Consider the following 13,299-nt stretch of genomic DNA (forward strand, 5'->3'; position numbering starts at 1 on the left):
AATCGAGTTCGAATCGGCTGCTTGGATTCCATGAGTAAAAGAGTGGGTCCTACTTTGATGTTTCCTGCCCAGATGCTTTTTTCTATTCTATCGTCCGAGAACATTGAGATTCAACAAGTTGGCTGGCCTCTTGCCTTCAATTCCTGCTATAAGATTATCAGCAGCAAGATGCGCCATCGCGACTTCTGTTTCATGGGTCGAGGAGCCGATATGAGGTAAAGTGACGACGTTCTTCATTTGCAACAATGGATTCTTTGGGTCGACAGGTTCCTGCGCGAACACATCAAGGCCTGCCGCAGCGATTTCATTTTGCTGTAGTGCGTCGATTAGATCTTCTTCTATGATGGTGCCGCCACGTGAGATATTGAGGAAGATAGCGGACGACTTCATAAGACGGAACTGCTCGCTGCCGATCATGCCCCGTGTTTCTTCAGTTAACGGGATCACGAGAAGGACATAATCAGATTCTTTCAGCAAATCGTCAAGGTCCCGGTAAGATGCATCAAACCGTTCCTCCGCTTCCGGCTTTCTTGTTCTCGTATGATACAGGATGTCCATATCGAAGCCGAACCGCGCGCGTTTGGCGATTGCACTGCCAACACGCCCCATACCGATGATACCGAGAGTTTTGTGATGTACGTCCACACCGTACCATTCATTCGGCAGAAGCCCTTTCCACAAGCCTCGTTTAACATAACCATCAAGCTCTGGCATCCTCCGCGCCGTCGCAAGCATCAGCCCCATCGCCATATCAGCCACAGTATCGTCGAGCACGCCAGGCGTATGGGTGCCCATAACACCATGTTTTGTCAGATCAGCCAGTTCGAGATTGTTGTAACCGACAGAAACGTTGCTGATGATTTTCAGATTCGGCGCCTTATCGAGAATCACTGCATTCCCGGGGAAGCCAATTCCGATCACGCCTTCCGCTTCACGCAAGAATTCAGGAAAATCAGAGTCGTTTTCCGGATCTACGAACAATCGAACGTCATAGTCCTTCGCTAGTCGATCATAAACCGGTTGCTCTAGCCGTCGATAGGCGAGTATTTTCTTTTTCATGTATATTCCTCCTTCACTGCTACTTCCTGCCAGTATATATGAATGAGAGCTGACATATCGACTGCTCTCTGATTTTTTGATGAAATTTCTTTTGATTAAAATCTTGCACTTGAGACAAACATGAGTATTTTAAAAGGATATCAGAACCCGACACTATTCTAAATTATAATCGAAGCTGTTAATGGAATTTGTAATTTCATAGGGATTTAGTAACTAAAATCTATAACAAAAATCTTTTCAAATAAACTCCTTTTCATTTGATAGACTTCACTAAAGACACTATTTTACAATATCTAATTGCAATGTTATATTATACTAAATATTACAAATGAAAATTTTATGATTATAAAGTAAAATAGGAGGAACACAGTCATGCTAACATTTAGGAAAATCCCTGCGAATAATCCAATATTCATTCAAACTCGTGAAAAACATCGAGAATCTCTCATGCTTTTTCACGAATATGCAGAATATTTATCTTTACTTTCCGATAGAATGAATAAATCCACTAGTGGAAAAGCAACTTCTTATGTAAATTACCTAGTGCGTCTAATCATTCTTTTTGAAGACAATTTTCCTACAGCCATTCATAGCCTCCTATCGTTCGATACACTAAGAAAACTTGAAGTTGTAGTCACTGATGATCAATTCAAACAATACAACACTGCGGAAAGTAATTTCCCGAACGCTGCTTTCAAATGTTATTTGTCATTTACCAATCATTATACGGTCTCACTCGATGACATAGGAGATATTTATACTGTTGAAAACTCTATACATACCGATGATGGTTATTCCATCTCTGAACACCCTGTGCTAAGAGAAAATCAAGTAGAGTACAGAAACTTCTCTAATTATCCGAGAAGCATCGCAGAAAGCTTGGAAGCGAAAAAACGTAGTGACTGGAAATGCGAAGCCGACACCAACCATCAAACATTTATTAGCCAAGTTAATAAAGAATTCTACGTTGAAGCACATCATCTTGTTCCTATGGCAGCTCAGAGTCAGTTTCAATATACTTTGGACTTTGCGGACAATATTGTCTGTCTCTGTCCAAATTGTCACCGGAAAATCCACCACGCGATTGATCGGGAGAAGAGAGAATTAGTCGGAACGCTGTATGAAAGACGGGAAGATCGTTTACAAAGACGTGGTATTGAGGTTGAATTTAGGCAGTTACTAAGGTATTATGGAGTCATATGAGTCATTTACTGTAAGCCAATTTAATAAATTAGCTACTAGAAGAAGTGAAAAAGTTGTTTGAAGTATTACATATAGTTTTAAACATCGGAAAGTTCAATTTGCAACAAACAAATCTATTCAGCTAAGCAAGGAACTCATTAATAAATTTAAAAAAGTTTCGATAAAGAATTTCGAAATATATTAATTCATATTAAAAAAACACCTGGTTATAAACAAACATTAGTGTTTGTTTATAACCAGGTGTTTTTAATTTCTAATTACTTTTGCTTTAATATTTTATTTGATATATAATTAATATGACAATAAGAACATATGTTTCTTTCGTATTGATTACTAAGAAGTGAATAAATCTTTAGTTCAACTAATCTTTACCTTCACTATTTCATATGGTATTATTCGGAGTATATAAATTCTATATAAGTAGAATAAAACGGTCACCGAAAAGAGGGATGGTTATGGCTTTTTCCTACAATGGTTTATGGAAATTGATTGCTCAAAAGGGGATGAATAAAACTACATTTAGGGATCAATGTAAAATTACTTCTGCTTCACTAGCAAGGCTTAGTAAAAATGAAAATGTAAGTATGGAAGTGTTAGAAAGAATCTGTAAACATTTAGAGTGCAGCATTGAAGAGATTATAGAATTTGTACCAGAGAGGGAAAAAAGAATGAATAATAATACATTAAAGTTTATAGATTTGTTTGCAGGTATTGGTGGCTTTAGATTAGCAGGTGAAGAAAATGGTATGGAATGTGTCTTCTCGTCTGAAATAGACAAATTTGCTTGCGAGGTATATAAATCTAATTTCAATGAATTACCTGAAGGTGATATTACTAAAATCGATGAAAAAGATATTCCTAATTTTGATGTACTTTTTGCTGGTTTCCCCTGTCAGCCATTTAGTTATGCGGGACAATTACAAGGTTTTGAAGACGAAATAAGAGGTACTTTGTTTTTTGATATTATTAGAATTATAAAAGAAAAACAACCGAAGATGTTTTTACTAGAAAACGTTAAAGGGTTACGTTCTCACGATAAAGGTAAGACATTAAAAACGATATTAGAACATCTTAATAACCTAGGGTACCATGTTCATTGGACTATTTTAAATAGTTTAGATTTCGGTGTCCCTCAATCCAGGGAAAGATGGTATTGTGTAGGGTTTAAAAAAGATGTGGCATTTGAATTCCCAACACCTAATAATAATTCGGTTACTTTAAAAGAAATTATTAATCCGGATGACAATGAGAATTCTTCTTTAATTTTAAGTGATTTTGAACAACAGCGTATTAATCATCATTTTAATGTCTGCCCTATTGAATCAGAAAATCAATTTAGAGTACAACATGATAATTCTAAATATGATCCGAATACCAAAAAGGGCAAATATGGTGTGTATTCTTATTTAAAGCCTGATCAAACCTTACGTTTTCATGTTGGTGATTATGCAAAGACTCAAATACAAGAGGCTTATTATTGTCATTTAGATAGCTTTAGCCCATCGATTATCGCAGCAAGAGCGCCAAAGTTATGGGATTTAGGTCGACATCTTTCGGTTAGAGAATGTGCACGTCTACAAGGGTTTCCTGATAGTTTCAAATTTGATAATTCACCAAGTCAAGCAAAAAAACAATTTGGTAATTCTGTAACGGTACCTGTTATTTCTTTAATTATAGAAAAAATGTTAATTGCCTATAATGAAGATACTCCTCCTTTAAAGCAATTAGAGTTACTAGAAATGTAATGAATAAAACCCTCATCTAATTTAGATGGGGGTTTTATTCATTAGTCAGATATATGAAGAGAATTCTTTACGGAATTTGAAAAAGTTTTGTTTCTTTCTCTAACAGGTTTAGAAAAGTCTATTGTGAAAGCGAAGAGAATAGTCTCCTTAAAACTTTCAACGTTTATCTGTACTGGCTCTAAAGCTCCATAGTAAGGATAAACAAAACCGCCATATTCGGAACTTAGAGAATTGGAATAAAACAGCAATTGATAAATGTCAGATAGATCTCCAATTTTACTATGATTTGATATATCTTTATTTTTCGCATCTAAAACCGCAAAAGCAGTATCTGAATCCTCGTGATAATTTATAATAATATCCGGAGAATATGACTTAACATATTCTTCTGAACCAATTTTCAACTTTCCCATCGGTTTATCTTTTTTCCACTTGATTACTTTTACGCTCAAATTATTCAAAAGAACATTTCGAGCATAGTTTTCAAACAGACTATTAGAATTCATTAAATAAGAAGAACTATTGACTTTATTGCTTTTTAAATTAATTTTTAAATTTCTTATTATTTTTTCAGCTAGTCCTAATACTATAGAATAATTCTCATTTTCGAAATGTGTTTTCATCTCAATATCTTGTAATAAATCATTCAAATTTATCGCATCTACGTCTATATCTTCGAAATAAGAATTCACTAGTGAGTATAGTTTAATGTGAATTTGCTTAGTAGCTAAAACACGCACTTTATCTAGAGCGATCTTAATAATTTTATTATATGAAGTATTCAGAGTATGAATTTCATATTCAATTGGTATTTTATCTTGCAGTAAGTTTATAGGAGATATTTCTTCAACTAATATCTTTCCACGAATTTTATTTGTTGCTTCTTTAATTTTAACAAAATCGCCTTCAAGACCACTACTTACTAATTCATAAGCATTTTTCAAAAATAAATCGATAAGGTTTTCTTGAACTCCAAAACTTTCATTTTCATCTAATTGGCTGCTTATCCGATCATCTAGTAATCCTTCATTATATAATTGCATCTCTAAATAATGATTGGAAGTTAGTTTAGATATCCTAGGCTCAATATTAATAATTATATCTCTAATATTTATACTTCCGATAATATAGCTATCGAATATTATAGTTTCACCTTGTAAGTATAATGGTAAATTTTTATTATCATTCAGAAAAATTTGGAATTCTTCGACATATGATTTTTCTAGTGTGAAAGAAGAATTTTCAGGAATATTTATAACCCTCATTTTAATTTAAATATTCCTGTATTAAATTTATAAAGTCAGAAGATTCCTGAGCATATAACTTTTCACCAATTACACTCGTTATCAAATCTATATTACCGTTACAGTAGTCTTCAATCAACGGAACGATGACGTAATTAAACAAATTTTCAAAGTCAGTCTTAGGCCATATAAATTTATCATATTCTGATGAATAGACAAATTTCTTCATAAGGATCGCGTGTCCTATAACCATCTCTTTATTACTTAATGTTGTAAATAGATTTTGATTTATCTTTTCTAATAAACCAGCTATTGAAAACTCATTGCCTTCAATTATCACTTTATCTATTAGTAATCCTATATCTGGTTTGCAATATATTTGGTAGAAACGTCTTTTGATAGCATAATCTATTCTACCGACAGTTCTATCGGTAGTGTTCATTGTTCCTATGATTTTTAGATTAGTTGGCAATTGATATTCTTTATCAATATTATTAAAAGTTAATCTCAGAGTCTCTCCTCTATCAAGTAGTTGTATCATTTCACCAAACACCTGGCTAACATTCGCCCTATTAATTTCTTCTATTATTAATAAATATTCTTGATCTTTATTTTTTTCTAACATCGCTTCTTCTATTAAAAGTATTAGTTCCCCTTTTTTATCCACTAAATTGCCCTGTTGAAGTATCTTCCCTCCAATAAAGTCTTGATATGAATATTGTGGATGAAATTGCATTCTTTTCACGACATCAAATTGTTCGGATAATTTTACTGCTAAAAATGACTTTGATGTACCAGGGGGGCCCATTAAAATTGCTTGTTTTGATTGATTTAGTAGTTCTTTAAGAAATTCAGAACTTAAATTTTTTCCACTTCGAAATGAATTATTTTGACTATCAAATTGTATTAATGAATTTGGAATAGAGGGCACATTATCTTCACTTTTTTCAAACTTCTCTAGCCAATTTGGCTGATCACTATGATTGCCAATTAGAGACCGAATGAAATGTGAAGCAACTCTTTCATTAGTGTATTTTACATTAATTTCATGACTCATGCTAAAAAGTATAGTTTTTTCCTCTTCAGTTATATTGAAGTAATTGTAAAAATTAGAAATTATATTTGAAAGAGGAACTTCATATTCAAATCCATTAAACCTTACCCCCCAAAGACTAAGAGCTTCTAATGGTACTTTATCATTAGTTGATTTAAAGAAGTCTAAATAATTATGTTTTAATTTAATCAAATTCGCATTGTCTGGATCACTAGTAACAATACTTTTCCATTGTCTACCTCCACCAGTGACATTATTAATTAAACGTGCTGTTGCCCATGTTTGCATATTTTCAGTTGGATTTTTTCCTTTTTTACCCCACTCATCCATTGTCAAAGGATTTATAAAATTATACTTTTCTTTTATATATTTATCTGAGACAAATAAATATGATAGTTGTCTAGTCGCTTCAAACAGCTTAGACTTAATTGCTTCAGAAGACAATTCGAGATAGTCATGTGTGGTTAATCCTGCATGTTTCAATATTAAGAGAGTAAATAACTCACTCCCATTTTTATAATTTGTATTTGATAGGACATCATATGAAGTAGATATAGTATCTTGATGTAAAAACTTTTTACTCATTTTTACTTCTCCTTTATATTTTATTTCCCGAGATTTTTAATTTCCGAATCATTAATTTGTGTTTTTAAAACTAAAATAGCTCAAAATTTTAATCTACAGATTTAATTATACCTTTTTTTAGTATATCATTTCCTATGATCAATGTTGATCAGAATTTTAATTTAAACTAAAGTATTATTTGTTTACATCTTGAGTAATCATCTTCCCCCACTATACATCCTACCAGCAGACAATCCCATCACCAATCCACTCAATATCCCACTCACCCAATCCCCAGGATACACTTACACCACCCCGCCACACAACCGGCCATCATTTCTTCTTCAAACTATATCTCTTCAACGCATCCATCAGCCCGATGATCACCGGGATCTACACCATATCCGTAACCTCCACAATGATTTTTCCTCTCTGTTATCACACACGATGAATCAAACACTTCCCCGCTTCTACATATCCTACATAGACCCGAAACGCGACCATTTTTTTCTAGTACTCGTACAAGCTCTCTTCCTTCCCCGTATCTGTAAACGTTAGGAGGTTCGTCATTAGCCGGTCTGCATGGGTTACTTTCACACCTGTTTCACGAAATCTTTCGTTATGCAAGCGATACGCGTCTGTTTGTGATCTACTAAGATAAAATGCATACAAGCCTCGTTGTGTGGATTCCAATACGAATAGTTTAATATCACCAATACACAGCGTGTTGTCTTTGATGTATTGCTGGATCGCTTCTTGGTCGAATTCGATAACTCTAAATTTGAGGCTGTCGTCGTCCATACAGATCTTTTGATTGGTAATTAACAAAGAGCACCAGGCCCCAACACTATGCTAAATTGTGTCGGGACTTAGCGCTCTTAACTCACTTGCTGTCGTTCATTTTTGTTACCTCGATTTCATAATACAGCTTATGCTTAGTCGGCACTTTCGCATCCACCGTATAACGCACTTCTTTGCCGTTAGTTAAGCGGACTGTCGCGATATAGTTGCCGTGTCTATTGACGCGAATGAACACATCGGGTGAATCGGTATATCCTTCAAAAGCCATATTGTCGGATATCACCACTCCATCGGTTTGCGCGAAATGAATACTTTCGACCTTTTCACCCGCTGCCATTTTTAGCCGTGCACGAGTCTTTAAGATTTCGCTCGGATGTTGAAGCTCGATCTTCAATCGACCGTCTACCTTTTTCACATCGACATAATATTTATCGTAATAGCGTTTAATGTTTTGCGCTTCCATGCCATAATTACCACCGACTTGAAGTGTTCCTCTGCCTTCTTTAAGCGGAGTCAACTGCAAGCGGTCGCCTGTATAGCCAGCAGGTGTTTGTCTGCCTTTAATGATCGCTGCATGGTAGATTTCAGAGTTCGGAATGAATTCATCTGTATCCTCATTCGCCATGATTTCCGAAAATCGCATCATCATTCCGGACTTATCGCCTTGCGTTTTTATAGAATACGTATCAGGATACACGCGCTCCGTTGTCAGCATCAGTTTAGAAGCTTGCCCTCTTGTCACCCATTCATTGATACCGAACCTCTCCTGCGTCACGCCTGTAGTGATACCGAGTTTATACAGAATCAACACATTGGCACCGTGTGAATTAGTCGATTTCACATCACCGAAAGGATTTTCCTTATCGATGAAATCAAAACGCGGCAAGTCATATGCTTTAACAAGAATAGAAGCCATTTGTCCTCGTGTGACAGGATCATTCGGACCGAAACTGCCGTCTGCATAGCCGCCCATTATTTCAAGTTCTGCAAGCTTTGCGATGGAATTGTAATACCCATTCGCTTTCGATACATCTTTAAACCCTGGATCCTTTACAAAATAATCAGGGTTTTCTTTTAGCAACTTTACTATAATCGCTGCAGCTTGCCCGCGAGTGATGGGATTGCCTGGTTTGAACATGCCGTCCTCATACCCCGTAATAATATGACGTTCTGCCAATTCATTAACCGCCTCCGCAAAGTGCTTTGTTTCAGGCACATCTGTGAACTTCTGGTTACTAGCAGCCATACTTGTTAATGGCAAGCTTAGAGCGAGAGCTACCGTGCCAAATGTCATCCAAATCTTTTTCATTGTGTTCCTTCCTTTCTGTTCTGTAATCATAGGTCGACGTACAGACGCTAAATTTCCAATATAGTTTCAAAGATTTTTATTTTTTGTATAATAGCGTAGGTATATATAGGTGAATTGAATCATTTGAGTAAAGCGTATTTGAAGGACTTATTGCACTTGAAGCGGCTGCTCATGGAGACAACAATTAGAAGATGTCGAGTGTTGTATTTATCGAGACGACATTTAATACGAAGGACTCTGGAGATATGATAGCAATGCCTATTGATTTGTTAGGGTTCCCTGCCGCTCAAGAAGCGAAAAGTTAAATTAAAACAGACTCCTGATTGGCTCACATGACGAAGTGGGCTGATCAGGAGTCTATTGGATTGTTTAGACATTCAAGTTGATTTCTCAAGTAACTGTTACAGTACGCCACAGATGTTAACTTCTCAGTCCACGGCCTTTTTCAATCAAATACCAATTGATTACGTAAAGCACTACGATAAACGTAATCGAAATGAGAATGGAAAATATAATGGGTACATCGAGCACGCCGAGAATCCCGAACCGGAATCCGGAAATCATGTAAACGATCGGGTTAAACTGTGAGATTACTTGCCAAAATGGAGGCAACATCGAGATGGCAAAAAATACGCCACCTAAATACGTCAACGGCTGAAGAAGGAATGTAGGCACAATAGACACATCGTCAAATGACTTGGCAAAAATACCGTTCAACAGGCCTGCCAACGAGAACAAAATAGCCGTCATCAAAAACGTCAAGATGACCATGCTCCACGAGTGCACTTGCAACGGTACGAAAAACAGAGAAATGATCGTGACCAGTAACCCTACGAGAACACTTCTTCCTATTCCTCCAATGACAAAGCCCCAAATAATAATGTGAGTCGGTACAGGGGCAACTAATAGTTCTTCAATGTTCTTTTGAAACTTTTGCGAGAAAAATGATGACGAAACATTTGAGTAGGAACTGGTGATGACGGACATCATGATCAATCCTGGGACAATAAACTCCATGTAAGAGAATCCGCCCATTTCGCCAATCCGTTTACCAATCAAATTCCCGAAAATAATAAAGTACAAAGAAGTTGTGATGACTGGCGGGACCAATGTTTGGACCCAGATTCTTAAATAGCGGTTCGTTTCTTTGACCGATAAACCTTTTAATGCTGTTAAATATAATTTAAACATGTACATCCTCCACTACGCAGTTTCTTCTGTAAGCTTTAAAAATAACTCTTCTAATCGATTGGACTTGTTGCGCATAGATAACACTTTAATCCCTTGTTCTGTCAATTGGTTAAACACTTCATTGATCCCTTGATCACGTGCTACTTCTACAGAAAGAGATCCATCGTCCATAAGTTCACTAGTATAACCATTGATCACCGGCGCTTGTCCTGAAGGTTCGATATCTAAAATAATGGTTTCATACTGAAGCTTAGCGAGCAATGATTTCATACTAGTATCTTCAATCAGCTGCCCTTTTTGAATGATCCCGATATTACGACACAACATTTCCGCTTCTTCCAAGTAATGTGTTGTCAGAATAATCGTTGTGCCATTTTCATTCAATTCTTTAAGAAACGTCCACATCTCTCGTCTTAATTCAATATCTACACCAGCTGTAGGCTCATCAAGGATAAGTAAGCGCGGTTCATGCATCAAAGCACGTGAGATCATCAGTCGACGTTTCATCCCTCCAGAAAGCATCTGGGCTTGAACATTTCGTTTCTCCCACAAATCAGACTGCTTCAAATATTTTTCGCTACGCTTAAGCGCTTCTTTCCTTGATACACCGTAATATCCTGCCTGATTCACTACAATCTGCTGAACTGTTTCAAAAGGACTGAAGTTGAATTCTTGAGGGACCAAACCGATTTGCAGTTTGGCTTGCATTAACTGCGTGTCCATATCATAGCCAAAGACATTCACTTTTCCTGATGTCTTATTGACGAGAGACGTCACAATTCCGATAGTTGTGGATTTGCCGGCACCGTTAGGACCTAAAAGAGCATAAAAATCCCCTTCTTCTACTTTCAAATCGATGCCACGCAAAGCTTCAACACCACCAGCATAGACTTTTTTTAGATCTTTAATTTCTAATGCGTATGTCATTCTATTTATCTCCTCACTATCTCTGTGATCGGGTTTATATAAATATCCATTTGCCAGTATACCATTCCTATAGTAGAGGTGCCAGGTACTAGCACCAGTATGAATGGTGCTAGTACTATCTATAAAGATAAATTCAATAAAAAGGCAGCAAGCTCGGAACCATGATAAATCATTCCGGAACTTACTACCTTTAAAAAATCACGTAAATACGAGTTGACGCGAATTGGATTCATTACTAATCGATAGTCTGCTTTGCCTCTACATGAAGGTACGTTCCGATCTCTTCGACGTCGACTTGAATGCCGTATTGGACTTGACCATCAAGTAGATCATCGGAATTCCACAGTCTACTTGGGAATCTCACCTAGAAGTTATCCGCTTTCTTAGGAGTGATACGAAACGTATTCGTCTCGGCCACTCTCTTCACTGTGACAATTTTTATCCTGTCGGCAAAATCGGCTCGCCGAGGTTTTTGTTGCCTTCATCTACCGCAACGTCCACGTGAAGATGGTTTATCACATATAAAGATACAGTATAAAGTGATTGAGACTCATCCAGTCCGGAACGAATGTTATAGAGCGTCTCTCTTCCATCAGCACACTGCTAAGTAGCTATGAAGTCTCTGGCTTTGAAACGGTGCCAGGTCCCAACACTATTCTGAATAGTGTCGGGACCTGGCACCTTAAATCGATAAGAAAATTTGTTATGATGGTGTTACTACTACTAAAATAGGATGGATGAAATATGTTGCAATGGATTTCGGAACAGCTAACACTTACCGGCACACCGCTTGAGCAGATCAGCCAGATTCAGAAGCTTTTCGCCGAGCAATTCGAATTTGAAAACCTGGATGTCTTGTTAGCGAATGAGGAACCTCTCACGGAGCAATATGTTCAAGATAAAATGATGAAACAAGGACGCGGCGGGTTGTGCTATGAACTCAATGGTTTGCTGTATATCGTACTTAGAGATTTAGGCTTCTCCGTACAACTCGCCGCTGGCACTGTTTGGGCACCACCTCCGAAAGACAGCTATGTCATGGACCGAACACATGTCGTGAACTTGCTTAAACACGAAGATACACTGTACTTGGTCGACAGTGGTTTCGGAAACAACCTCGTCATGCAGCCGGTCCCGTTAGATGGGGAACCTGTCACTTCACCTGCCGGCACATTTCGGTTTCGGACCGAAACGACTGAAAAAGGCACGATGGTATTTGAGCAATTGAAAGACAACAACTGGGAACTTCGCTATAGTCTCTATCCCGATTCAGTTGACTGGGTGCACTTGGATCACGTGAAACAGCAAATCCACCACAGCCCCGAGTCTTCATTCAATAAAGCGCTACTCATTGCTAAGTTAACAGACGATAGCACGTACTCGATTAATGACGACCGTTATCATCGCAAGTTTAGTGGCGAGGAAGAAACTCTAACGTTCCAAGATCGTAGTGAACTACTTGAACAAGTGAGACAGCATGCGGCTCCAGCTGTGTACGAAGCGACGATGAATTATATTAATCAGCAAAAATCCTCTTAAAACATACTAGGTCCCGACATAATTCTGAACCGCGTCGGGACCTAGCACCTACTATTACATATGATAATCCGTATCTTCATACATATTTATTTGAAAAATTGAACCTATCCTTTGAACATTTACACCAATACCTATCAGATCCACCTTTTTATTATCAGGGAAACGAATAGTAAATGCACCTTCTTTCTTTGGTACCGCACAGAAGATGTTCGTTTCCGGATCTCTTGTGATGTCTGCAATCTGTTCAGCACCTTTTGGTAGGACAGACGTACCTATATCATAAGTTGCCCCTAAATCTACGGATGCTTCTAATCTTTCCTCTACCGTTCGGATACCATAATAAAATGTTTGGTGGCTGATGAATGGCAGTCCTATCTATCTCAGCTTTTCCGATTGGATCGAACCAAATATCAGTCAATTCGTTTGCATTGATTTCATCGCTAGTGGACTACTAACCATCTTCTTTGGTTTACCTAGCATTTACGTGCAGCCATTGACATTCTCCTTTCTTATCGGTATTTCTAGGCAGGTCAAAAATTTACCGCAACAGGAAGTGGTGTGGTCGAGTGTTCCTAAAGAACATTTGCCGATCGTCTTTACAACACTAGAGCAATTGGAACCGGAGCCGTCAGTGTTTCCTCTTTCTTAACAGGTGTATTGGCA

11 protein-coding genes are annotated in these 13,299 nt (G+C 37.3%); 4 read left to right on the forward strand and 7 right to left on the reverse strand.

The genetic code is table 11. From position 1 onward, the window contains the following. Positions 1-87: 87 nt before the first annotated feature. Positions 88-1,059, reverse strand: coding sequence for a 2-hydroxyacid dehydrogenase (locus tag SporoP17a_RS01555; protein WP_083031463.1), 972 nt, complete (start codon positions 1,057-1,059; stop codon positions 88-90). A 372-nt stretch (positions 1,060-1,431) separates the two neighbouring features. Here SporoP17a_RS01555 and SporoP17a_RS01560 point away from each other — a divergent pair, with 372 nt between their 5' ends. Next, complete coding sequence (locus tag SporoP17a_RS01560) at positions 1,432-2,262, forward strand: HNH endonuclease (RefSeq protein WP_083031465.1); 831 nt, start codon at positions 1,432-1,434, stop codon at positions 2,260-2,262. Positions 2,263-2,717: 455 nt separating this feature from the next. Continuing rightward, positions 2,718-4,007: a DNA (cytosine-5-)-methyltransferase gene (gene dcm / locus SporoP17a_RS01565; RefSeq protein WP_208859806.1), complete on the forward strand. Its 1,290-nt coding sequence runs from the start codon at positions 2,718-2,720 to the stop codon at positions 4,005-4,007. A gap of 41 nt (positions 4,008-4,048) precedes the next feature. Here the strand turns inward: dcm and SporoP17a_RS01570 are convergent, their stop codons facing one another. The 6 genes from SporoP17a_RS01570 to SporoP17a_RS01595 form a co-directional block, all read right to left on the reverse strand. Beyond that, positions 4,049-5,272, reverse strand: a complete 1,224-nt coding sequence (locus tag SporoP17a_RS01570; protein ID WP_083031481.1) for a 5-methylcytosine restriction system specificity protein McrC — start codon at positions 5,270-5,272, stop codon at positions 4,049-4,051. Between the two features lies 1 nt (position 5,273). Then, positions 5,274-6,890, reverse strand: a complete 1,617-nt coding sequence (locus SporoP17a_RS01575) for an McrB family protein (protein ID WP_083031484.1) — start codon at positions 6,888-6,890, stop codon at positions 5,274-5,276. A gap of 489 nt (positions 6,891-7,379) precedes the next feature. Next, the gene (locus tag SporoP17a_RS01580; RefSeq protein WP_083031487.1) at positions 7,380-7,697 is read right to left on the reverse strand and encodes a hypothetical protein; all 318 of its coding nucleotides are present in this window, start codon (positions 7,695-7,697) and stop codon (positions 7,380-7,382) included. Between the two features lie 55 nt (positions 7,698-7,752). Then, positions 7,753-8,979: an S-layer homology domain-containing protein gene (locus SporoP17a_RS01585; RefSeq protein WP_167693356.1), complete on the reverse strand. Its 1,227-nt coding sequence runs from the start codon at positions 8,977-8,979 to the stop codon at positions 7,753-7,755. Positions 8,980-9,399: 420 nt separating this feature from the next. Continuing rightward, on the reverse strand, positions 9,400-10,170 hold the full coding sequence (locus SporoP17a_RS01590) for an ABC transporter permease (protein ID WP_083031493.1): 771 nt from the start codon (positions 10,168-10,170) through the stop codon (positions 9,400-9,402). A 12-nt stretch (positions 10,171-10,182) separates the two neighbouring features. Continuing rightward, entirely contained in the window at positions 10,183-11,097 is a 915-nt protein-coding gene (locus SporoP17a_RS01595) for an ABC transporter ATP-binding protein (RefSeq protein ID WP_083031496.1), read from the reverse strand. Positions 11,098-11,841: 744 nt separating this feature from the next. On the opposite strand from SporoP17a_RS01595, the gene SporoP17a_RS01600 reads away from it, so the two are divergent. Continuing rightward, the gene (locus SporoP17a_RS01600) at positions 11,842-12,636 is read left to right on the forward strand and encodes an arylamine N-acetyltransferase family protein (RefSeq protein ID WP_083031499.1); all 795 of its coding nucleotides are present in this window, start codon (positions 11,842-11,844) and stop codon (positions 12,634-12,636) included. 358 nt (positions 12,637-12,994) lie between these two features. After that, complete coding sequence (locus SporoP17a_RS01605; RefSeq protein ID WP_083031502.1) at positions 12,995-13,285, forward strand: hypothetical protein; 291 nt, start codon at positions 12,995-12,997, stop codon at positions 13,283-13,285. Positions 13,286-13,299: the final 14 nt, after the last annotated feature.

The organism is Sporosarcina ureae, from assembly GCF_002082015.1.
GTDB lineage: Bacteria > Bacillota > Bacilli > Bacillales_A > Planococcaceae > Sporosarcina > Sporosarcina ureae_A.

Excerpts from the sequence above, each read along its gene's own strand:
- SporoP17a_RS01590 (WP_083031493.1), bottom strand. The coding sequence starts at position 10,170 with ATGTTTAAATTATATTTAACAGCATTAAAAGGTTTATCGGTCAAAGAA.
- SporoP17a_RS01560 (WP_083031465.1), top strand. The coding sequence starts at position 1,432 with ATGCTAACATTTAGGAAAATCCCTGCGAATAATCCAATATTCATTCAA.
- SporoP17a_RS01575 (WP_083031484.1), bottom strand. The coding sequence starts at position 6,890 with ATGAGTAAAAAGTTTTTACATCAAGATACTATATCTACTTCATATGAT.
- SporoP17a_RS01585 (WP_167693356.1), bottom strand. The coding sequence starts at position 8,979 with ATGAAAAAGATTTGGATGACATTTGGCACGGTAGCTCTCGCTCTAAGC.
- SporoP17a_RS01570 (WP_083031481.1), bottom strand. The coding sequence starts at position 5,272 with ATGAGGGTTATAAATATTCCTGAAAATTCTTCTTTCACACTAGAAAAA.
- SporoP17a_RS01555 (WP_083031463.1), bottom strand. The coding sequence starts at position 1,059 with ATGAAAAAGAAAATACTCGCCTATCGACGGCTAGAGCAACCGGTTTAT.
- SporoP17a_RS01600 (WP_083031499.1), top strand. The coding sequence starts at position 11,842 with ATGTTGCAATGGATTTCGGAACAGCTAACACTTACCGGCACACCGCTT.
- SporoP17a_RS01595 (WP_083031496.1), bottom strand. The coding sequence starts at position 11,097 with ATGACATACGCATTAGAAATTAAAGATCTAAAAAAAGTCTATGCTGGT.
- SporoP17a_RS01605 (WP_083031502.1), top strand. The coding sequence starts at position 12,995 with ATGAATGGCAGTCCTATCTATCTCAGCTTTTCCGATTGGATCGAACCA.
- dcm (WP_208859806.1), top strand. The coding sequence starts at position 2,718 with ATGGCTTTTTCCTACAATGGTTTATGGAAATTGATTGCTCAAAAGGGG.